This window comes from Burkholderia sp. ABCPW 111 (genome assembly GCF_000773065.1).
Classification (GTDB): Bacteria; Pseudomonadota; Gammaproteobacteria; order Burkholderiales; family Burkholderiaceae; genus Burkholderia; species Burkholderia savannae.
This window is the reverse complement of record NZ_JPWT01000014.1, coordinates 54,297-75,274: the sequence shown is the minus strand read 5'-3', so window position 1 is coordinate 75,274 and position 20,978 is coordinate 54,297. Positions and strand designations below refer to the sequence as shown.

At 66.6% G+C, this 20,978-nt stretch carries 18 protein-coding genes; 2 read left to right on the top strand and 16 right to left on the bottom strand.

The features are described from left to right. Positions 1-131: 131 nt before the first annotated feature. Positions 132-1,319, top strand: a complete 1,188-nt coding sequence (locus tag X946_RS04200) for an MFS transporter (RefSeq protein ID WP_038744436.1) — start codon at positions 132-134, stop codon at positions 1,317-1,319. Positions 1,320-1,432: 113 nt separating this feature from the next. Next, positions 1,433-1,981: a single-stranded DNA-binding protein gene (locus tag X946_RS04195; RefSeq protein WP_038744435.1), complete on the top strand. Its 549-nt coding sequence runs from the start codon at positions 1,433-1,435 to the stop codon at positions 1,979-1,981. Positions 1,982-2,075: 94 nt separating this feature from the next. Here the strand turns inward: X946_RS04195 and X946_RS36630 are convergent, their stop codons facing one another. The 16 genes from X946_RS36630 to X946_RS04115 all read right to left on the bottom strand — a co-directional run bounded on the left by X946_RS36630 (position 2,076) and on the right by X946_RS04115 (position 20,972). Next, positions 2,076-2,519: a MoaD family protein gene (locus X946_RS36630; protein WP_269435066.1), complete on the bottom strand. Its 444-nt coding sequence runs from the start codon at positions 2,517-2,519 to the stop codon at positions 2,076-2,078. Positions 2,520-2,548: 29 nt separating this feature from the next. Next, positions 2,549-3,721, bottom strand: coding sequence for a molybdopterin-synthase adenylyltransferase MoeB (gene moeB, locus X946_RS04185; protein ID WP_038744433.1), 1,173 nt, complete (start codon positions 3,719-3,721; stop codon positions 2,549-2,551). A gap of 166 nt (positions 3,722-3,887) precedes the next feature. Beyond that, positions 3,888-4,565 carry a hypothetical protein gene (locus tag X946_RS04180; RefSeq protein WP_052145004.1) on the bottom strand — a complete coding sequence of 226 codons (678 nt, stop codon included), beginning with the start codon at positions 4,563-4,565 and terminating at the stop codon, positions 3,888-3,890. A gap of 35 nt (positions 4,566-4,600) precedes the next feature. Continuing rightward, entirely contained in the window at positions 4,601-5,599 is a 999-nt protein-coding gene (locus X946_RS04175; protein ID WP_038744432.1) for a methyltransferase, read from the bottom strand. Between the two features lie 49 nt (positions 5,600-5,648). Continuing rightward, positions 5,649-6,989 carry an MFS transporter gene (locus X946_RS04170; protein WP_038744431.1) on the bottom strand — a complete coding sequence of 447 codons (1,341 nt, stop codon included), beginning with the start codon at positions 6,987-6,989 and terminating at the stop codon, positions 5,649-5,651. Beyond that, positions 6,986-7,600, bottom strand: a complete 615-nt coding sequence (locus tag X946_RS36035; protein ID WP_038744430.1) for a hypothetical protein — start codon at positions 7,598-7,600, stop codon at positions 6,986-6,988. Before X946_RS36035 ends, X946_RS04170 begins: the two co-directional genes overlap by 4 nt. Beyond that, a complete protein-coding gene (locus tag X946_RS29470; RefSeq protein WP_161788635.1) occupies positions 7,597-8,205 on the bottom strand; it encodes a TIGR02466 family protein in 609 nt (202 codons plus the stop codon). The genes X946_RS36035 and X946_RS29470 overlap by 4 nt, the downstream gene beginning before the upstream one ends. After that, positions 8,195-8,962: an aKG-HExxH-type peptide beta-hydroxylase gene (locus X946_RS34935; RefSeq protein ID WP_038744429.1), complete on the bottom strand. Its 768-nt coding sequence runs from the start codon at positions 8,960-8,962 to the stop codon at positions 8,195-8,197. The genes X946_RS29470 and X946_RS34935 overlap by 11 nt, the downstream gene beginning before the upstream one ends. Before the next feature lies 1 nt (position 8,963). Then, positions 8,964-9,614, bottom strand: a complete 651-nt coding sequence (locus X946_RS04150; protein ID WP_052145002.1) for a TfuA-like protein — start codon at positions 9,612-9,614, stop codon at positions 8,964-8,966. Then, the gene (locus X946_RS04145) at positions 9,611-10,837 is read right to left on the bottom strand and encodes a YcaO-like family protein (RefSeq protein ID WP_038744428.1); all 1,227 of its coding nucleotides are present in this window, start codon (positions 10,835-10,837) and stop codon (positions 9,611-9,613) included. The genes X946_RS04150 and X946_RS04145 overlap by 4 nt, the downstream gene beginning before the upstream one ends. 157 nt (positions 10,838-10,994) lie before the next feature. Next, on the bottom strand, positions 10,995-11,309 hold the full coding sequence (locus X946_RS04140; protein ID WP_038744427.1) for a hypothetical protein: 315 nt from the start codon (positions 11,307-11,309) through the stop codon (positions 10,995-10,997). Positions 11,310-12,156: 847 nt separating this feature from the next. Continuing rightward, entirely contained in the window at positions 12,157-12,432 is a 276-nt protein-coding gene (locus X946_RS04135; protein ID WP_038744426.1) for a hypothetical protein, read from the bottom strand. Between the two features lie 165 nt (positions 12,433-12,597). Next, complete coding sequence (locus tag X946_RS04130) at positions 12,598-12,915, bottom strand: hypothetical protein (RefSeq protein ID WP_038744425.1); 318 nt, start codon at positions 12,913-12,915, stop codon at positions 12,598-12,600. 127 nt (positions 12,916-13,042) lie between these two features. Continuing rightward, on the bottom strand, positions 13,043-14,011 hold the full coding sequence (locus X946_RS04125) for a hypothetical protein (protein WP_038744424.1): 969 nt from the start codon (positions 14,009-14,011) through the stop codon (positions 13,043-13,045). Next, the gene (locus X946_RS04120) at positions 14,008-14,451 is read right to left on the bottom strand and encodes a hypothetical protein (protein WP_038744423.1); all 444 of its coding nucleotides are present in this window, start codon (positions 14,449-14,451) and stop codon (positions 14,008-14,010) included. Before X946_RS04120 ends, X946_RS04125 begins: the two co-directional genes overlap by 4 nt. 422 nt (positions 14,452-14,873) lie before the next feature. Then, positions 14,874-20,972: a toxin TcdB middle/N-terminal domain-containing protein gene (locus tag X946_RS04115; protein WP_038744422.1), complete on the bottom strand. Its 6,099-nt coding sequence runs from the start codon at positions 20,970-20,972 to the stop codon at positions 14,874-14,876. Between the last annotated feature and the right edge of the window lie 6 nt (positions 20,973-20,978).

The following is a 20,978-nucleotide window of genomic DNA, read 5'->3' as shown; positions in this document are numbered from 1 at the left end:
CCGCGCCACCCGGCAGCGGGCTTTCGCGACGCCCGGGCCGCAGCGAGGCGGCGCGCGGCGGCAGGCGGCCGGCCCGGATCTCCCGCCGCCCGGCAGCGGGCGGACCACCGATTCAATCGAACACACGCCCGATGTCCAATCCGTCCGCTACCTCCACTCGCATGAGCGCACCCGAGCTGCGCGCGACCGCGTCGCTCGCGGCGATCTTCGCGCTGCGCATGCTCGGTCTGTTCATGATCATGCCGGTGTTCTCCGTCTACGCGAAGACGATCCCGGGCGGCGACAACGTCGTGCTCGTCGGCATCGCGCTCGGCGCTTACGGCGTCACGCAATCGCTGCTTTACATTTTTTACGGCTGGGCGTCGGACAAGTTCGGGCGCAAGCCGGTGATCGCCGCGGGCCTGCTGATCTTCGCGCTCGGCAGCTTCGTCGCGGCGTTCGCGCACGACATCACGTGGATCATCGTCGGCCGGGTCATCCAGGGAATGGGGGCGGTATCGTCGGCGGTGCTCGCGTTCATCGCGGATCTGACGTCCGAGCACAACCGAACGAAGGCGATGGCGATGGTGGGCGGCTCGATCGGCATGTCGTTCGCGGTCGCGATCGTCGGCGCGCCGATCGTGTTCCACTGGGTCGGAATGAGCGGGCTCTTCGCGATCGTCGGCGCGCTGTCGATCGCGGCGATCGGCGTCGTGCTTTGGGTCGTGCCGGACGCGCCGCGGCCCGTGCACGTGCCGGCTCCGTTCGCCGAAGTGCTGCACAACGTCGAGCTGCTGCGCCTGAACTTCGGCGTGCTCGTGCTGCACGCGACGCAGACCGCGCTCTTTCTCGTCGTGCCGCGCCTTCTCGTCGACGGCGGGCTGCCCGTCGCGTCGCACTGGCAGGTCTATCTGCCGGTGATGGGGCTCGCGTTCGTGATGATGGTGCCGGCCATCATCGTCGCGGAAAAACAGGGAAAGATGAAGCCCGTGCTATTGGGCGGAATTGCGGCTATCCTGATCGGCCAACTGTTGCTCGGCATGGCAACGCATACGATATTGATTGTCGCGGCAATCCTGTTCGTCTACTTCCTGGGCTTCAACATTCTGGAGGCGTCGCAGCCGTCGCTCGTGTCGAAGCTCGCGCCGGGTTCGCGCAAGGGCGCGGCCACAGGCGTGTACAACACGACGCAGTCGATCGGGCTCGCGTTGGGCGGCGTGGTCGGCGGCGTGCTGCTGAAGCACGGCGGCGCGGACACGGTGTTTTTCGCGTGCTCGGCGCTCGTAGCCGTGTGGCTTATAATCGCGGCCGGCATGAAACAGCCGCCGCGCAAAGCCTGACACGCGAACGCCCTTCGAAGCGCACGGCGTGTTGCCGCTCCGGCACACGCCGGCCGATGAAGCCGTGAACGGTTTTGCCGCGCTGTTTGGCATCGAATCAACTGGAGAAACACATGGCATCCGTCAACAAGGTCATTCTCGTCGGCAATCTCGGCGCCGATCCCGAAGTGCGTTATCTGCCGAGCGGCGACGCGGTGGCGAACATCCGCCTCGCGACGACCGATCGCTACAAGGACAAGGCGTCCGGCGAATTCAAGGAAATGACCGAATGGCACCGCGTCGCGTTCTTCGGCCGCCTTGCCGAGATCGTCAGCGAGTATCTGAAGAAGGGCTCGTCGGTGTACATCGAGGGCCGCATCCGCACGCGCAAGTGGCAAGGCCAGGACGGCCAGGACCGTTACTCGACCGAAATCGTCGCGGACCAGATGCAGATGCTCGGCGGCCGCGGCGGTTCGGGCGGCGGCGGTGACGAAGGCGGCTACGGCGGCGGTGGTTACGGCGGCGGCCGCGATACGGAGCGCAGCGGTGGCGGTGGCGGTGGTCGCGCGTCGGGCGGCGGCGCGGCGGGCGCGCGCAACGGCGGCGGTGGCGGTGGCGCGAGCCGCCCCAGCGCGCCGGCGGGCGGCGGTTTCGACGAGATGGATGACGACATTCCGTTCTGAGACGCCCCGACCGTCTCTCTTCGAAGCGGTAGCCAGAAAGCTCGCAGCCCTCGTGGTTGCGGGCTTTTTTGTTGGCAGTGCGTCGCGGCGCGGGCTAGCCGCCGGCCACGGCCGGCAGGATGGTGATCGTATCCCCGTCCCTCAGACGAGCAGAAAGGCCGCCGTTGAAGCGGATGTCGTCGTCGTTGACATAGATGTTGACGAAGCGATGCAGTTGATCGCCCTGCATCAGTCGTCGTTGCAGGCCCGGGTAGTTCCGCTCGAGGTGGGCGATGGCTTCGATGACGGTCTGGCCGTGCGCTTCGACGTATTTCTGATCGCGCGTCAGCGAGCGCATGATGGTCGGAATCTGAATCGTAATAGTCATGGCGGGCAAGAAAAGGGAATCGGTTGGGCGGGAAGCGGGGGCGTCGGCAACACGGCGAGGTTGCCGACCGATGCCTTCCGCAGTTGTTTCGGCCGTGCGAACGCTCTGCATGTGCCTTCGCGCGCGCCCCGGCCGCAATGCGTCGGCGTCGCGCGCCGGATTCGTCTGCATCGCAACGGTTGCGTCGACGCCCGACGCGCTCAATATGACGGCAGCGACGGATCGATCAGGCGGACCCAGGCGAGCACGCCTCCGTCGAGATTGCTGACGTCCGTGAAACCGGCGCGCCGCATCGCCTGCACGACTTCTTGCGAGCGGGCGCCGCCTTTGCAGTAGATGACGGTTCGCCGAGATTTGTCGAGCGTCGTCATGCCGCCGGCGAGCATCTGCTGTTTCGGGACGAGCCGCGCGCCCGGAATGCGAACGAGATCCCACTCGTTCGGCTCGCGCACGTCGATGAGCTCGAGCGGCGCGCCGGCGTCCAGCAAGCGCTTGAGTTCCGCAACGTCGACGCCGGGCGCGATCGTCTCCCCGTTCGGCGGCTGCCGCACGGCGGGATTGCAGAAGTGCCGATAATCGGCGAGCGCGGTGATCGGCTGGCGCCCGGGCGCACGCCGCAGCGGCAGGAACCGGCAGCGCATCTCCAGCGCATCGTAGACCGCAAGCCGGCCGAGCAGCGAATCACCCGCACCCGTGATGAGCTTGACGGTTTCGGTCGCCATGATCGACGCGATCGATGCGCACAGCACGCCGAGCACGCCGCCTTCCGAGCACGACGGCGCCAGTTCCGGCGGCGGCGGCTCGGGATACAGATCGCGGTAATTGACGCCGATGCCGCCCGGCGCCGCTTCCCAGAACACCGACGCCTGCCCCTCGAAGCGATAGATCGATCCCCAGACATACGGCCTGTCGGCCAGGACGCAGGCGTCGTTGACCAGGTAGCGGGTCGCGAAATTGTCGGTGCCGTCGACGACGATGTCGTATTGCCGGAACAACGGCACGGCGTTGTCGTTGTCGAGCCGTTCGTCGTGAGCGCGCACGTCGACATGCGGATTCAGATCGAGAATCGCGTCGCGTGCGCTGTCGGTCTTCAAACGGCCGACCGTCGACATTCGGTGGATGACTTGCCGCTGCAAATTGGAGATATCCACGCGATCGAAATCGACGATGCCGAGCGTACCGACGCCCGCCGCCGCGAGATAGAGCAGCACGGGCGAGCCGAGCCCGCCCGCGCCCACGACGAGCACCCGGCTTCCCTCGAGGCGCTGCTGACCTTGCAGGCCGATCTCGGGAAGCAGGATGTGCCGGCTGTAGCGGGACAATTCCTCGCGGGATAACGGCGGGCGTCTCGTGACGAGCGGGGGCAGTTTCATGGGGCGTGGTCCGATTGCGATTGAAGGCGGTGGGGGGCGCGATGAGCGAGCCGATTCGCTGCCCGCGCGCCCGCGATCGCTCCGGACGGGCGAGCTGCCGAGAACCGCGGATGCGGAGGTTCGACGAGCGCATGGGATCGGCGATCACGATGTCGATGGCGGCGTCCTAGTTTTCCCGCTTCAGAAACCAGTCGCTTTGCGACAACGCCGAATCCCCCATGCCGATTTCCATGTACGCCTTGCCGCTTCGGCGGCCGATCTGCAGGCAGGGAAACGGGTATTTCCCGAGCGGGTTGTTCGTATAGAAAAACGGGATTCGGCTGCGATGCGGCTTCAATATGTCGGGCCCGCACACCACGTCGTCGTAGTGATCGAATGCGAATCGCGGGTGCCCGATATCGAAGTCGTCAATGCAGATCACGCCGCGATCGATCAGCTCCAGCTCTTGCCCGAGCGGCCAATCGTCGTACCAGTGCGCGTCGAGATAGACGAAGGGGCGCTGATATTTCGGCAGATGGCGGCGGAGAAATTCGCGGGAATCCGCATGTGTGGCGGTGACGTTTGCCTGCGCGCGCAACCGGACTTGCGCGAACTTCGCGTTGTCGGGATCGATGTCGCAGGTCAAGACGGGCAGGTCCGGGTAAGCGTGGCTGAGATAGGCCGTTGTGTCGCCGCGGAAGCTGCCGGTTTCCAGTATGGCGTCGCATCGATGGAAGCGAATGAGGTAATCGGCCTGGAGCGCCACGGTGATGTCGAAGCCGAACGGCCCTCCGCCGTCGCTCAGATGATCTCCGCCCGTTCGCTCGACTTTGTAGAAATTGCTGTAGACGTTGGATGCGTTCATGGTGGCAGCCGAAGCAGTGAGTGGATCGATGGGGACTAGCGAGAGAAGAGCCAGGTTCGTTCGTTGATCTGCGTGCGTACCGGATAGCCGGCATCCGAGAAGATCGATCCGATTTCGGACTCGGTGTAGCTTTCCCAGTGCGGCGAGGTGGCGGCCATGTACGCGTTGTCGATGAAGCAGGGGCGGGGCCCGGTGCGCGCGTCGTTCAGGAATCGATTGATGACGAGCATCTTGTCGACGTGCTCGAACGTGTTCCGGGCCCGCTCGAGCAGCATCCGGACTTCGTCGGGCGGAAGATAGTGGAGCGTTTCGCGGAATATCGCCATGTCGACCGCGGGCAGCGGCGCACGGCGATCGTCCTCGCGGGCTGCTCGCCGCAATTCGAACGGATGGCATTGCACGCGCTCGCCGACGCGCATCAGCGACGCGACGCGCCGCGCGACGCTCAGGACGTCGGGCCGATCGAGCAGCACGACGCGGCAGCGCTCGGAAAATTGCGCGAGCGCCATGCCGAATACCCCCGCGCCGCTCGCGAAGTAGGCGACGTGGCTGTCGGGACGCACCTGGCCTCGAGCAACGAGGTCGCTCCAATCCTGCATCGCGAGTCTCGCTTCGTCCGGCCAGGACACCAGGCTCTTTCTCGCATAATGAACCCACTCGGGCTGAAAGGCCGCAGACGTGACGTCGATCGCGGGCGCGTCGTCCCGCAATGCCGAATCGAGGTTGCGCAGCGCTTGGAGCCACTTGTCGTAGATGGCCGCGCAATAGCCCGTCCCGTCCGGATGCAGGAACGTCGCGGCTTCTTCGCTCGCGCTATAGCGCGTGTCCGAATCCCGTTCGACGAGCCCGATCAGGACCTGCGAGTCGAGCAGCACGCTGGCCGCGCGCCGCGATAGCCCGAGCTTCCGCGCGATCGCCTCCGCCGGCGCCGGCGCGCGCGTGAGCGCCGAATACAAGCCGACGCGCAAGGCGGCGAAGAATGCATGAGGCAAGATGCTTTGCGCAAAGATGATTTCCAGGGAGTTCGGGCTCATGGTATGGGTCGATGGAGTGGCGAACCGGATTGCCTGCCAGGCTGATCCGTCAGCCGGCCATCTCGCGGCCGCCGGCGTCAGGTTTGAGGAACGCAGCGGGATATAGCCGCTGATACGCGTTTTCGGCGTCGCGCTCGGTCATCTCGAGAACCTTGCGCGAGTTCGGAATGAAGTAGATCGCGACCGCCGACACGATGCAGATGCCCGCGATCGATCCGAGCGCCGCGTCGATTCCCGCGCGTTGCGTGGCGAACGTGACGAAAGCGATTCCGGGCGTGATCGAAAGAGAGACGAGAAACGATGCGGTGGCGAACATGCGGGTGCGATAGTGCTTCGGCGTGGCCACCGCGCGCAGTCCGCCGATATTGACGAAGATCGTCATCATGAACATCCCGCCGATGAACAATGCGCCGCTCATGACGACGGGCTGACGCGTGACGGTGAACGAAAAGATCATCGCGGCGAGCGCGGCCATCGACAGAAACACGGCATGCTGCTTGCCGACGGCCCGGTTGAGCCACATCACCACGCGCATGCCTCCGACGAACATGCCGGCGCAAAAAATGCCGTCGAAGATGCCGAGCATGCTGGCGGGGAAGTTGAGCACCTGAATGACCAGGTAAGGAAGCGCGACCAGAAAAAACGCGGGGAGCGCGAAGTTCGCCATGCACGTCATGACGCAAAAATAGAAGTCGACCTTCACTTGATAGAAGGTGCGGAGGCCGGCGGCGGTCTTGCGCGCCCATGACGAGAGAAACGACATCGCGCCGGGCTGCTCGGCGCGATTGTCGTCGTCGATTCGAAGCGGAACGAAGATCAAGCAGGAGGCGCCGGCGAATGCCGCCGAGGCGAGCAGGGTTCCGGCCGCGCCGAGGACCGACACCATTGCGCCCGCCATGAGCGGGCCCAGCAGCTTCGTTCCGCTTGCGAGCGCGCCCCGTTGCGCCATGACTCGCGTGACCTGCCCCGCCGGCGCGATGGACGCGATCGCAACGTTGGTCAACGGTTCGATCGCGCCGACGAACAGCGACAGGACGATCGACAAGAGCATCGCGAGCGGGAAATGATACGGACCGAATCCGGCCCACGCCGCGAGGATCGCAATCGTCGCGCCCTGAAGGCACACGGCCGATCGCAGCACCTTCATCGGATTCCACATGTCGCCGAGGGCGCCCACGCCGAGCGTCGACGTGGTCTGGGCGAAGGTCATCGCAGCGAGCAGGCTGCCGAATTCGACCACCGAGCCGTTGATCTTCAGCACCCACCATGCGAACGCGTAACGGAACGCGTCGCTGGCGAGCCCGACGCAGACGAGGCCGATCTGGAGCCGCGTCACGTTGACCGAGATCGATTCGATCTTCAGGATCTTCAGGATTCGATTGGCGTTCATGCCGAGGCGCGCGAACGGTCGGCGCGTTCGATGTCGTTTACGTCCGGGCGCCCGTCGAGATCGAGTTGACGGTGCTCGGGCCGATCGTGCGCGCCGGGCCGCTTCATGACCAGTTTGGCGCGCAACAGGCGGATCTCGTGACCGGCGTTGACGGGGAGAACCGCGCAGCGCAGCCATGCCGGGTAGCAGACGTATGCGCCGGGCCGCGCGACGAATTCGAACGGCCGGCCATACGGCAGGCCGGGAACGAAGACGCTGGCGCAGCCCGCGCGGGGGTCGCGGATCATCAAGGTGCCCGAATAATTCGCCGGTGGCGCGGCCTCGTCGCTCGACACGTCGAGCACGACGATGACGATGTGCGTCGCGTCGGGCATGTCGTCGCACAGCGCTTCGAGGTGTCCTGCGTACCAGGTCTCGATCCGCGGCTCGCGGAGTTCGGCGTCGCCGAGCGCCCGCGCGTGCGGCGCGTCCGCGACGATCGGGCCGATCGCGTCCTCGAGACGCAGGATGCCGGCCGGATCGGCGGCGCGCTTTTGGGCGGCGGCCAGCGCATCCGGCGGCATCGTTCCCGACAGGATGTAGGTGGGCCATTCGAGTATCAGGTCGATCATCGGCTCATCCTCGGCATCAGGTAGATGTTGAACGGCACGCAGATGCGCTCGCCGGCCTCGTAGTGAGGATGCACCCAGTGCTCGAGCCAGCTCGGGAACAGCAGCAGCGATCCGCCGACCGGGCGGATCGTCCGGATGCTGCGCGCGGTCACGGGCGCGGCATGGCGAGGGTCGATGAATTCGATCGCGCCGTCTCGCGCGGCGGATGCGCAGCCGGCCGGGGTGCGAACGTAATACACGCCGGACCAGACCGAGCTGTGGTGGATGTGATGGTTGTGGTGATGCCCCGCGCGATTGATGACGCTCCACCCTTCCAGGATGACGTCGAAGTCGTCGGTGGTGATGCCGGACAGCCGGTTCATCTGGCGCATCGCGGTGGTGATGCGCTCGACGAGGAACGTCCTGTCGGCGTCGTCGTGACCGAAGAAGTCCGCCGCGGATTGCCATGCGTCGGCGTTGCTGGCCTTCGCGCTCGGCTCGGTCGACGCGCGCTTCGAGATCGCGTCGGCGAGCCGCGCGTTGATCTCGGCCGCGTCGTCGAGCACCTGCCGGTAAATGAACACGGGCCAGCACTGCCACAGTGACGGAGCAATTTCACGAAACAAGATCGCCTCTCCTGGGGAATCGTTCATTGGATCGGGCAAGGAGCGACGCGATTTCGGCGCCGGCCGGAAGCAATGAATCGTGCGGCAGCGCGCGCAGAATGCCGACGCAGCCGTCCAGATAAGTGAGCAGGTCGCGGACGCGCCGTTGCGACGGCGCATCGGCCTGCCTCGCGTACCAATGCGCGAGCGTCGCGGCGACGTGCGCCGCGCCGATGACTTCCGTCGGATTGCGATTGGCGGTTCCGGAAGGCAGGACGAAGACTTCCCGGTAGTCGATTCGATGAAACGGCATCAGTTCCTCGAGGAAGTACATCCAGTTATGGCAATGCTCGTGGATGATCTGCTCGCAGAGTTCTCGTGGCGTGGCGAATGCGGCGTCGGAGAGGAACACGCGTTGCGGTGTCGCGTAGCACGAGCACCCGATCACGTCGCTGCTGTCGAGCCGGTGGTATTTCACCGGGAACAGGATCAGCCGCTGCCATTCGGGCGCCGCTTCGACGATGCTCGCGCGCGCCGATCGCACCTGCTGCAATTGCAGGGCGGAGAGCGGGAGCAACGGGAGATCGCAACCGATGCCGGCGGCGCCTCGAAGCTTCAGGGCTTGATCGGGATCGAGCCAGTCGGCGTCGATGGCGGGACCGACGATGTCGTCGCCCAGGATTTTTCGCACCCGGCCGATCAGCGTCAGCAGCAGGTCCGATTTGAACGGCTCGTCGAGGAAAGGGAGTCCGTGAAAAATCTCGTCGATTTTTTTCATGTCAACTTGCCCAGGGCTCGTCATGGAGGAAGTTCTCCAGGTCCCGCGACTTGACCCGGTAGCGCTGCGGATCGCCGAGCGCGCGAAGGAGCGCGCTTCGGTCGATGCCCTGTTGCGCGGCCGAATCGATCAGCGTCTCCCAGGTCCGCTCGCCGAACCATCGTTCGCGCAGATCGCCGATGATTCGCGCTGCCTGTTCATCGGACAAAATTTCGCGGGCGACCAGGTGGCGCGCACCTTCGCGCAAATGAACCAGCGGCTCCGAAATCGGCGCGTACGGAGGGCGAGGCGAGTGAAGCATCATCACTTCGTCATCCGGAAGATCGGGATCGTCGACGAAGCGCTGCGCCACCGAGCCATACGGCGTCATGCCGTACCGTTGCAATTCCGCGGCGCGTATGGCTCCCATCGAGGACAGCCCGAAGACGCGCACGCCGGCGTCGAGCATTTCCAGAATCTCCCAATGGGCGACGGACGGCACGTCTCCAAAGCGGCCGTCGATCAATGCGACGGCCGCGCCGCGCGAAAGCGTGCCGCCCAACGCGCGGATGTCGCCGCGCGCGGCCGGTCCGTGAATCACCAGATCCGGGCGGACCAGGAGCCGATTCGGCAAGCCGAACGCGGTGGGGCCGACGAACACGTGGCAGATCACGGCCGCCCTCCCGTCGAGCGAATGTAATCCAGCAGGCGCCGCCCCACCTTGCCGGTGGCGCGGGAGAAGTGCTCCATTTGCGGAATGACGACGCGCACCACCTGGAGAGGATCGTCCGGCTGCGTGAAACGATGGCGCAGGACCCGCGCAAAGCCGGCCGAGCGGATCTTGTCGATCAGCCGCGCGACGGCGTGCTCGGGCGAGCGCTTGCGGATGTCCTGTTCCGTGACCTCGATGCCGCTCGAATACGCGTCGAGGATGTGTTCGATCTCGGCTTTGCTGGCGTCGTACGTCTTGCTTTCCGATGGCGCGAGACGTTCGTCGAGATCGTCGCGGCCGCCGTGGATCACCGTCAGGCGGCTTTGAACCGCTTCCAGCAGGGCGGCGCGAGCGGCCGACTGGAAATCCGAGTGGCACGCCGTCCCGCCGTTCACGTACGACAAGCTGGCGCCCTCCGTGGCCGCCACGACGGCGTCGACGAAAAAGAGGCCCATGTCGTACCGGGAGCGCATCTTGAGCGTCAGTCCCGCCGCGTCGATCCGCTGCGCAAGCTCGGCCGCGTCCCCGGCCAGCAGGCGCAGCGGCGTCGCGCGGGAGCGGGGCGAGACGGTGTCGAACGACTGCTGATGCCGTTCGACCACCTCGCAGATCGCGTGCAAGGTTGCTTGTTCGATCGTCGTTCCGCACGCCATCCCGCAACTGGTGGCCCGCAGGAAGTTCGCTCCGTACGGGGGCGGGCACGGCATGAACACGCACTCCATCGGCACGAATACGTCGCCCGCGCCCGAGAGGTTTTCGAGCGGCACCCAGCCGATGGGTTGCGTGCGCTTCAACGTCGCGCCCAGTTCCGGGCAAAAGTCGAGTATCGAAATGCCGTGCTCGGCCTGCATGGCGGCCGAGGACGCAAAATGCGCGGTCTCGGCCGGTATCCGCTCCGCATGCCAATACTCGATCGCCTCCATGATCGCGCTGATCCTGGCCGCTTCGCGCGTCATGCCTTTGCCGGCATTGACGGCGAGCGTCAGCGACAGCGGGCGAATGGCCGAATACACCGGCACGCCGATGACGTCCATCCGCGTGATATCCGTCACCCGCGTGATTCCGCAGCGTTCGAGATAGGGTTGCGTCAATGCCAGCGTTTCGGCCAGGTCATGTGACGACGGCGGCATGAACGACTGATTCGAAGATGAGGATGTCTCGAAATAGACCGGATGTTCTTGCATCACACTGCCTGTATGAAAAGCAAATGTGGCATGTCAGTCATGCGCAATAAAGATGGAAATCATTGAGGCGATAAATGAATCGATAATCGCCCGACAGTAAATGCTGCACTGCGGGGCGACTTGAATCATTTAGGGGTGATTCGTCGAGACGAAAGGATCAGTTCTTGAAGACCTTTTTCGATTCGATCGTTTCGTCGATGGTGCTGCGACTGACGATTTCCTCGACCCTGGCGCCGTCCTCGCTCTGGATCGGCCGGGACAGGCGGACGGAAACCTCGGCGCGGATCTGGAAGTTGTTTTGCACGGCGGCGCTGTGAAATTGCGCCGTTTCGCGCAGGCCGTCGCGGAACAGATCGACGAGACGTTCGATGTCGCCGTCGTTCAGATCGATGCGTTCGATTTGAGCACGTTCCTCGTCGGTCGTGCGGCGCGTGATGTTTTCATACGGGAAAGGTCCAGCGACGATACTCATATATTGCTCCTCAATGGATAGATCAACATAAGAAGACATCAGTCAGCATGAAGTCGGATTGCCGCCATGGAATTTTTGTAAATAATCAAAAAAATTGATTATCCGGTTTGACAAATATCCAAGGCCTGGGAAGGCTAGCATGTTAAATAAACAAACAGCAAGCTAATTTAAAGGTTCCTGTCTAAGATGACAGGTTATTGATTCGGCGCCTGAATTGAATCGAAAGACATGGCCCTAATTCACGGTAATGGCGAGTTGCACGAAAACCGCGATGTTCGGAGGGCGGCGTGCCGTGTGAAATCGGTTCGACGGCGCTTCGGCGGCGTGCATGGATCGCACGCGTGCGGCCTTGCGCGATACGCGGCGTGAAACGATCGGCCGGTTAGTGAGGACGGGTGGTCCGGCTGGCGCCGCGCGTGCTCGCATGCGGCATTCGGAATATTCCGCGTTTGTCGAGATTGTCGCGTTTATTGCGTTGATCTCGTTGATCGACGCGCATCGGGAACGAGAGATCCTCGGATTTGTGCGACGCGTAACCGGCGACGGCCGAACGTTCAACAGGATGTCGCCGAGTTACGCAGTGCGCGCGGCGCCGCGCCGGACACAGGCGCGCCGAGCGCATGTTCGATTCAAGTGTCGGCGATGGCCAAGGTTGCCCGTCTGCATTGAACGTTCGCGAATGAGTTTGCTGCGGTCGTCGCGCGATCGATGGCGGCCCGCCGACGGCATGCGGGACGTTTCCGGTTCGGATGATGTCGGAGCCGTCGAGATGCCGGCTTCGCGCATGCAGCGGCGGACGATTTCGGCGTACGCGTTCGGGCGGCAACGCATCGCGTGCCGGTCACGCTCAGGTGTGCTGGCTGTCGTTCGCTTCGTCGAACGCGCCCGTTTCTAAATCGTTCTTGAAGTGCTGGAGCCAGTCGCTCGCGTCGCCGAGCGGATATTCCTTCGTCACGTGCGTCGAGCGTCGGGTGATCGTGACGAAGCCCATCTGGCCGAAGTTTTCGTCGCTCTTCGGGTCCGTCGTGTCCGTTTCGCGAAGCGCGAAATCGCTTCCCGACAGGCCGCGGCCGTGCAGCGCCGCGAGATAGTCCTTGTGTTCGTTCGGTTCGATCAGTCGCATGGTCGTTCTCCCGTGCGTTCGATGTTCAATGAGCGCGCCGCGCGTTTCGCCGCGCCGACGCGATCGGCGTCGCGCGCCTCACGCGCGGCGGGGCCGACGATCGACCTACGTCGTCTCGCGTGGCGGGGCGTCGTGCGGGGCGGCTTCGTGGCGCGGGAAGGGGCGTCACCGACGCAGGCCCTTCATGTTTTCCGCTTCCATGGCCGCTCGCCATTCCTCGTTTGCCTCGATGGGGTCCATCTCGTCTTCCACCGACGACATCGCGCGTTCGGCGACCGCTCGCGTCTCGTCCGACAGGAAATCCGCCGCGCCGGCATCCTCCTCCGGCGGCAGCATCATGTCGCGAATCATCGCCTGCAGTTCAGGCGTGTCCCACGGTAAGCCGCGCTGAGTTCGAATCTTGATGTAATGCCTTACTTCAGCGTTCTGCTCGGGCGTCAACGGCAAGCCGCGGAAGGTGCTTTCAGGGTCGGGAGGAATCATGGTGTGTTCTCCGGCTTTGGCGCCTTTAGTTTAGCGCTGTGGGACGGCCGGAGGGGATAGCGGAAGTTGATCCATGCGGAGATTCGCGCCTGTTCGGCCGTCGGTCGGCATGCGCACCGGTGTGTCGTCACGCGCCGTTCGTCGTTCGCGTCTTGCCTTCGTCGCCGGCTTTCGGATGCACGTACGGCAATTCATGGGGAATCCCTTGGCGCAGGAAATTGCTGATCGCCTGGTTGATCCGCCTCTCGGAGGCCAGGTTGTCGGCCATCGGAAAATGCAGCCCCTTGACCATGTCGAACCGGTGGATGTCGATGGCCGCATTCATCACCGCGCCGAAGGCGGCGGCCGATTCCACCGCCGCGCGGTAGCCGAGGCATGCCATCGCGACGAACCCGAAGGGCACCAGAAGCCAGTATCCGTGACGCAACAGGAATCCGAACGACACGAGTGCGCAGACGACGAACGTGGGCACGAGACGAACGGAAACGTCGAGCTGGTTGCGGGCGCTATCGACGAGGCGGCCCAGCCCCTCGCCGATGTGCGGGTAGAGCCTCGGCCAGACGGTCACGGCGTCGAGCCCGTAGCGGCTGGTCGCGAGATCCTCGGCCGCTCGGAGCGCGTTGCCGAGGCTCGTCGGAAGCAGCCGGTCTTCGGCGGGGTAGTACTTGAGCAGCCGGCGCGCCGCCGAGTCGACTTCCGATTTCCGGCTCGGTGTCGGCGGCTGTTCGATGTTTTGCACGATGGCGACCAGCGCGTCTCTTTTCTTCTTCTGCCGATTCAAGAAGAACTTCCCGAGGCGGCTGGATGACGCCAGTTTTCCCCAATAGCCCTCGAGCACCCGCACCAGCGCTTCCTGCAACGGCATGGTGAGGAGGGACAATACGAGCACGGCGAATATCAGCCCGAGCGATTGGGTCAGGTCCAGTTCTCGTATCGCCTTCGCAAAACTCGCCCATGACGGGGACGCCGCAGGCGCGCCCGACGCATTCAGTCCCACGATCAACACGGCCACCGACAGGATCGGCAGGAACGCGACGAGGAAGAACCTGGCGCCCAGCTCCTTGAATCCCGCTTCGAACAGCGCGTCGAACTTCATGCCGGGGACCCCGCCGCGACTTCCATTTCACGGGGCGAATGGCCGTTCTGACACTTGGGCGGCGGCACGCCGTCGAGTGGAATGATGTCCACCTGGCGATGACATTCCGGACATTCGTATGTCCGCAGCACGAATCGGGCGACGCCCGGCAGCGATCCTTGTCCGGCGCCGCCGAAACTGGTCAAGAGAAGCTGAAAGTCGCCGGAACGTTTCGCCTGCGCCATCGATTTCTTCGTCACCAACGCCGAGATCGATTCGAATTTGGGATTGGCTCGGTGGATATAAAGTTTTACGACGAATTCAGGATGGGCGTCCAGGTAGCCGCTTATCCAGTCGAAAGTCGCGGTGACGTCGGTTTTAACCGGAATCCCGATGCGAGCCGATACGGGCTCCACCGTCTCGGCCTGAATGGCGTCGAATATTTGCCTGAACGCTTTCATCGCACTCTCCAGCCTCGCGGCATCTCGCTTCGGCGCCGGCGTCCGGTTCAGTCGGCCGGTCGCGCCTGTCGGGGCACGCTCGAAATCGAGCGCGTGCGGCCTCGCGCGAAGCCACACGCGCCGATCGGAGCGGCGGGCGCTTGCGTCGACGCTCGGTCGCGTGCGCGCGGGTTCAAAAGCGCCGACGCGTCGAGCGCGCGAGACGACGCGCGCTCAGGAGAGCGAACGGATCTCGGCGAGGTTCCGCGTGAGCGAGCTCGCCGCGGGCGAGCATTGCGCGGCGGCAAGCGATCGCCGACATTCGACGCCCGGCGATGCGTGCGATGCGTGCGGCGTCGAGCGCTTCCCATTTCGTTTTCTGTCTCGTTTCCCATGTCGTTCCGTTTGCGAGCACGGCGAACCGCGATCCGGGTTCGTTTGCGTCACCCCGTGTTGCTCGGATTCCCCGATCCGAACGCCTTGTTGAACGCCGTCTCGAAGCTGTTCACGCCGTTCGCGTCGACGATTTGCGCCATCGTCGCCGCGTAGTCGATGAAGTAGGGCGCGGCGCCGAGCAGCAGCGAGATCTGGTGCGCGTAGCTGAGCCCCGCCTGGTCGAGCGCCATCGACGTGTCGACGAGCCCCGCGAATCCCGCGTCGTTCAGCACGCCCGGCCCGAGCCATCCGATCGGAATCGAGAACCAGCCCGCCGCCTGTTCGTTCGTCGTCACGAGGTTCGGCAGCAGGCCGAGCATGTTGCTCGCGTTGAAGCCGTTCGGCATCGACAGTTGCGCGAGCGATTCGGTCACGCCCGCTGCGTTGTCGGCCGAGTTGATCGCCGTCGACGTGCTCGTGAAATCCGTGAACTTCTGGCCGAACGCGCCGATGTTCAGGAAGTTGTCCGGCTTCGCCGCGCCGCTGATGCCCGTGCCCGCGATCGCGCCGATGCCCGCGCCGAGCAGCGTGCCGAGCACCGCGCCCCATGCGGCGCCCTTCGCCATCGCGATCAGCATCGATTCGGCGTTGCCCTTGCCGCCCGCATAGCCGATCGCGAGCCCCGTGCCCGCGCCCGCGAGCGTGCCCTGGATCGCGCCCGCCGCGACGAACGACAGGAATGTTTTCGTGCCGCCGATCAGCGTGTCGATGCCGGCCGCGGCCGCGCCGCCGAGCGCGCCGCCGATCAGCGACGTCGCGCCGCCCAGGAACGCGCCGAGGAACGCGCCCGCCCACAGATTGCCGCCCGCCTTCTGCGCGGCGAGCTCGCCCGCGATCGCGCCGCCCAGGCTGCCGAGCGCGACGCCCGCGAGGAGCCACCCGCCGATGTTCGCGGACAGCACGCCGAGCGCGACGAGTGTCGCGCCGCCCGTGAAAATCGCGCCGACGACGCAAGCCGCCGCGAGGATCGCGACGCCGATGATCTCGAGCACGCTCAGGAAGCTGCAGCCGTTCGGGTCCGCGAGCAGGATCGGATTGCCGAGGCAGTACGCGTACGGGTTCCACGAGCCGACCGTGTACACGCTCGTCACGACGGGGTCGGGGCTGATGAACTGGCCTGCGCGCGGGTCGTACCACCGCAGGCCGTGGCAGACGAGGCCCGTCGCGTCCGTCGCGCCGAGCGCGAGCGCCACCACGGCGACGCCGCCCGCAAGCGCCGCGCTGTCGGCCGGGCGCGCGTAACCGAACGGCGTTTGCCGCACGCGCGTGCCGTACGCGCCGTTCGAATCGGTGACGAGATCCATCACGCCGAGCGCGTTCGGATGCACGAAGGTCAGCGCGCCGCCGATGTCGGCCGCGATCCGCTGCCTGCCGAACGTGATCCATACGATCGCCGCGTCGCCCTGGAATTCGATGTCCTCGGTCGGGCTGAAGTAGGTTTGCGCGCCGTTCTTCGTCGAGCGCGCGCGGCGGCCCTGGTAGTCGTACGTGTGCGCGATCTGCGTCGCGTCGGGCAGCGTCACGCCGCTCAGATGATCGGCCGCGTCGAACGCCGCCGCGCCGAAGCGGCCCGTCGTCATCCGGCCGGCGGCGTCGAACGCGATCGCCGCGCCGCCGATCGACGCGAGCCGGTGCGTGCCCGGCTCGTACGTCAGCGCGCCCGCGTCCGTGGCGGCCGTCGCGTTGAACGCGTCGTCGAAGGTCCAGCCGTGCGTGTCCGCGGCCGTCGCGCCTTGCCGGTAGTTCGCGCTCGTCAGGCGGCGCAGCGCGTCGTAGCCGAAGTCGACGCTGTCGTCCGCGGCGTTCGCGCTCGCGAGCGTCGTGGCGAGGCCGTCGCGGCGCGTGAGCGTCGTGTCGCGCAGTACGTTGCGCGATGCGTCGAGCACGCGTATGCGCGCGATGCCGCCCGCGTTCGCCGCGTAGTCGATCAGCGTCGACGCGCCGTTCGCGTAATCGATCGACGTCAGGCGTCCGAACAAATCGTAGGCCGCGTCCTTCACGACGCCCGATGCGCTCACGAGCCGCCCGTCGGCCGCATAGCCGTAGTCGATCGTACGGGCCGCGCCGCCCGGCGCGGTCGCGGGCAGCGTCGCATTCGCGAGGCGACCGAGCGCGTCGTACGCGCGCCGCGTGACGAAGCTTTGCCCGGTGGCGGCGACGGTGCGCGCGGTGGTCGTCTTGCGTCCCGCTTCGTCGTATTCGAAGACGACCGCGCCGATCTCGTCGGTGATGCGCCATACGCGCGTGAAGCGATTCGCGGTAATGCCGTCGGCGGGCGGCGCGCCGCTCGCGTCGGCATATTCGTAGCGCACGCGCGGCGTCGCCTCCGCGTCGTGATACACGTTCGTCACGCGGTTCATCGCGTCGACGTCGGTGCGCACGATCTGGCCCGCCGCGTTCGTGCGCGCGCGCTGGTTGTCCGATGCGTCGAGGAAAAACACCGTGCGGCCCGTGTCGGGGCTTTGCTGCGCGAACACGCGGCCGAGCAGGTCGAGCGTGAACGCGACGTGCGCGCCGCCCGGCAGCGTCACGTCGCTGACCTTGCCCGACGGCGCATAGCCGTAGCGCTGCTCGACCCAGTGATCGCCCGCGTTGCGCGCGACCGACACGAGCTGGCCCGCCGCGTCGTACACCTGCCGCTCGACGTCGGCCGCCGCGGCGCCCGGCCATGTCTCGCTCGTGATCACCGTGTCGCCTTCGCGGCGGCTCGTCACGACGAGCCCGTCGGGCCGCGTGAGCTGCACGAGGCGGCCGAGCGCGTCGTAGATCGAGGTGGTCGCGCCGGTGCCGTCGGGCGGCGGCTGCCAGCCCGCGCCCGTCGCCGCGTACGGCAGGAACGATGCGGCGACGAGGCCGCGCGCGTTGCGCCGCACCGCGTTCGTGACGGTCCATTGGCCGGGCGCGGCGGCGGGCGTGCCCTTGCCGAGCACGTTGCCCGCGCCGTCGATCCACGTGACGGCGGGCACGGTGTCGTTGCCGCCGTGCGCGCTGCGCGTGGCGCTCGTGATCGTCGAGATCGCGCCCGCCGCGTACGCGAACGCGATCGTCGGCAGCGCGGCCGTGTCGAGCGGGCCGATCGTCGCGACGACGCGGCCGAGCGCGTCGAATGCGTCGGTCGTCAGGTGGCCGTTCGCGTCGGTGAGCGACGCGGTCTGGAACACGCGCGCGTCGGTCGTCGCCGACACCGCGTTGCCGAGCGCGTCGATCACCTTGACGACGCGCTGCCCGTTCGCGTCGTATTGCAGCGTCTGCTGCGCGCCGAGCGGGCCTTTCGTCGCGAGCGTCGGCCCCGTCGCGTTCGATCCGCGCGCGTGCGCGCGCCGCGTCTTCCACCAGCCGGACGCGTCGCCGCTCAGCCGGTGGTAGCCGTACTGCGTGAGATCGGGCGGATGGTCGCCCCAGACCGACGCGGCGAACGCGTCGTCGAACACGCGGTCTTCGATGCGTGTGACGAGGCCTTGCGTCGCCTGGCCTTCGGGTAATCCGGTGAACGCGTCGCCGTCGTAGAAGCAGATCGATGCGGACACGATGCCGCCGCCGGGCGCGGTCTGCGTGATGCGTGCCGGCAGCCTCAGGTTCTTGCCGCCCGTCGCGAGCGTGGTCGTCGTCGTCACGTACTGGTCGGGCGCGGCGACGCCCGTGCGCTGCGCGCGCGTGCGTTGCGACGTGACGTCGCCTTCGTTCGTGATCGCGAGATAGTCGACGGTGCGCGTCGACACGACCGCGCCTTGCCGCTCCCAGCGCTCTTCAGTCGACGTCGTGCAGTACGGCACCGCGATTTGCTTGCCGTTGCCCGCCGTCGACGCGACGAGCAGCGCATCGTACGCATGCCGCGTGATCGAATACGGCCGGCTCTCGAGCGGCGAGCCGTCGAGCCCGTACGTCGCGGTGACGAGCGGCTTGCGGCGCAGCGCGCCTAACTTGAGCGCGTCGTCGTTCGTGAGCGGGCGGCTCGGATCGGCCGGATCGAGCCCGAGATGAAACGTCGTCTCGACGCGCAGCGTCGGGCACGACGCGTCGCCGAGCTGTTCGCTGTCGACGCGGCCGAAGCCGAGGAACGTGCGCGTCGCGGGATCGTAGCGCGCGTCGTGATAGGCGTAGCGGGTCGACGTCGTCGCGCCGGTGCCGTGGTCGGTCTGGTCGGTGCGCGCAACGCACTGGATCGGAAACGGATGATAGGTTCGCCACGGCGCGCCGGCGGTGGCGTCGTCGCGCGCGTATTCGGTGCTCGTCCGGTAGCCGATGTGCGTGCTCTGCGCCGCGCCGTGCGTGAGATCGGTCAGCAGATACGGCTTCGCGCCGCCGCCGAGATCGAGATAGGCCTGGCGCGACGCGCCCGCGATCGACGGCAGCTGGAAATGCACGCCCGCCGTGCCCGAGCCGAGCAGGTCGACGACCCGGTAGCTGCCCGGAACCGCGACCGGCGTGCCGGGAATCGCGACGGGCGCGGCGAGCCGCGTCGCGCCGACGTTGCGCCATAGCGTGACGGATTGCAGGCCGACGTAGACGAGGTCCGCGCAGCCGTCGCCGTCGACGTCGTACAGCGCGAGCCGGCGCGGATCGAAATCGCGCGCGAACGCGGGCGACGGCGTCATCGCGATCGCCGCGTCCCAGCCGCCGTCCGCGCGCGCGGGCCAGTACGTGAGCCCGCCGCCCGTCACGCGCACGATGTCCATCAGCCCGTCGCCCGTCATGTCGGCGAGATGCACGTGCGGATCGGCGAGCGATACGGGCGGCGTGCGCGCGGGCGGCAGCACGCGCGGCGCGTCGGACCACGTCGTCGGGCCGTCGCGCAGGTACATCAGCCAGCCGCGCCCGGTGTCGAGCAGGATGTCGGTGATGCCGTCGCCGTTCAGATCGAGAAAGCGCAGCCGCACGTCGCTCGGCGAGACGGCGGGCGCGCGCTCGAACACGATCGGCCGGCCGAAGCCCGCGGGCTCCGAGCCGCCCGGCGCGGATAGCGGGTAGTAGCCGGAGAACGGCTCGTCGAGCACGAGCACGTCGACGCTGCCGTTGCCCGACATGTCCGCGAACGCGACGGACGGCGCCGACAGGCGCAGCGGCGCGGCCGTGCGCGCGAGCGGGCGCGGCGCGCCGAACCGGCCGCCGCCGAGGTTCGGATGCATCGTCGGCATGCCGTCGCCGAGATGGACGATGTCCGGCAGCCCGTCGCCGTTCAGGTCGACGAGATCGGTGTTCGGATCGGACAGCGGCGTCGTCCAGCCCGTTACCGGCACGAGCGCGGGCGCGCCGGGCTTCGAGTACGCGAACGTGCGATCGGGCGCGGCGAGGATCGAGCCGTCCGCCGCGTGGCCTTGCTCGCGGATCGTCGCGAGCAGCGAGCGGCCGTGGCCGTTGTCGTCGTCGTACAGCAGCGTCCAGCTGCGCACGAGGCTCTGCGCTTCGGTTCTCGCGTGCAGCTCGATGCGGCTGCAGCGCTTGTCGAGCGTGACGGGCGCGCCGTAGCCGCCGTCGACGAGCACGTCCGGCCGGCTCTCGTAGACGAACACGAGCTGGTACGTGCCCCACGCGATCGTCTGCGGCACGCGGTTGCCGCCGTCGGCGAGCCACGTGTACGCGATCGCGTTGCCGGCGCTGTCGGTGCAGCGATCGACGAGCCACGCGGCGGGCAGCGCGCCGCCGTCGCCGATCTGCGCGTTCGCGCTCGTGCCGAGCGTGTACTGCGTATCGGTCTTGTCGGTGGCCGTCCACGACGCGCCGGTGAATTCGATCAGCAGTCCTGTCGCATCGACGATCGGCCGAAAGCGCCGCGCGCCCATGTCGACGAGCTCGCCGACGCCGACGAGCGTGCACGCGCCGGGTGGCGCGGGCTCGGCCGCGCCCGTCGCCGGCGTGATCCTGCGGCGGATCGTCATCAGCCCGAGCGACCAGCCGAGGCCGAACGGCCCGTCGCCCGTGCCCGCCGAATACTGCAGCGTGTGCGGCGGCGTGATGCCGTTCGGGCCGGCCGGCACCGTCAGATCGAACTTCAGCGTCGCGGTGCCCGTGTTCAGATCGACGCTGAAGTCGCCCCCATCGCCGCTGACCGATCCGCCGCCGGAAGGCAGGTTCAGGATCTCGTCAGCGGTACCGCTTGTCTTGGCCACGGTTCG

Excerpts from the sequence above, each read along its gene's own strand:
- X946_RS04170 (WP_038744431.1), bottom strand. The coding sequence starts at position 6,989 with ATGAACGCCAATCGAATCCTGAAGATCCTGAAGATCGAATCGATCTCG.
- X946_RS04135 (WP_038744426.1), bottom strand. The coding sequence starts at position 12,432 with ATGCGACTGATCGAACCGAACGAACACAAGGACTATCTCGCGGCGCTG.
- X946_RS04140 (WP_038744427.1), bottom strand. The coding sequence starts at position 11,309 with ATGAGTATCGTCGCTGGACCTTTCCCGTATGAAAACATCACGCGCCGC.
- X946_RS04145 (WP_038744428.1), bottom strand. The coding sequence starts at position 10,837 with ATGCAAGAACATCCGGTCTATTTCGAGACATCCTCATCTTCGAATCAG.
- X946_RS04120 (WP_038744423.1), bottom strand. The coding sequence starts at position 14,451 with ATGAAAGCGTTCAGGCAAATATTCGACGCCATTCAGGCCGAGACGGTG.
- X946_RS04180 (WP_052145004.1), bottom strand. The coding sequence starts at position 4,565 with ATGAACGCATCCAACGTCTACAGCAATTTCTACAAAGTCGAGCGAACG.
- X946_RS36630 (WP_269435066.1), bottom strand. The coding sequence starts at position 2,519 with ATGCAGACGAATCCGGCGCGCGACGCCGACGCATTGCGGCCGGGGCGC.
- X946_RS04175 (WP_038744432.1), bottom strand. The coding sequence starts at position 5,599 with ATGAGCCCGAACTCCCTGGAAATCATCTTTGCGCAAAGCATCTTGCCT.
- X946_RS04125 (WP_038744424.1), bottom strand. The coding sequence starts at position 14,011 with ATGAAGTTCGACGCGCTGTTCGAAGCGGGATTCAAGGAGCTGGGCGCC.
- X946_RS34935 (WP_038744429.1), bottom strand. The coding sequence starts at position 8,962 with ATGAAAAAAATCGACGAGATTTTTCACGGACTCCCTTTCCTCGACGAG.
- X946_RS04130 (WP_038744425.1), bottom strand. The coding sequence starts at position 12,915 with ATGATTCCTCCCGACCCTGAAAGCACCTTCCGCGGCTTGCCGTTGACG.
- X946_RS04195 (WP_038744435.1), top strand. The coding sequence starts at position 1,433 with ATGGCATCCGTCAACAAGGTCATTCTCGTCGGCAATCTCGGCGCCGAT.
- moeB (WP_038744433.1), bottom strand. The coding sequence starts at position 3,721 with ATGAAACTGCCCCCGCTCGTCACGAGACGCCCGCCGTTATCCCGCGAG.
- X946_RS36035 (WP_038744430.1), bottom strand. The coding sequence starts at position 7,600 with ATGATCGACCTGATACTCGAATGGCCCACCTACATCCTGTCGGGAACG.
- X946_RS04200 (WP_038744436.1), top strand. The coding sequence starts at position 132 with ATGTCCAATCCGTCCGCTACCTCCACTCGCATGAGCGCACCCGAGCTG.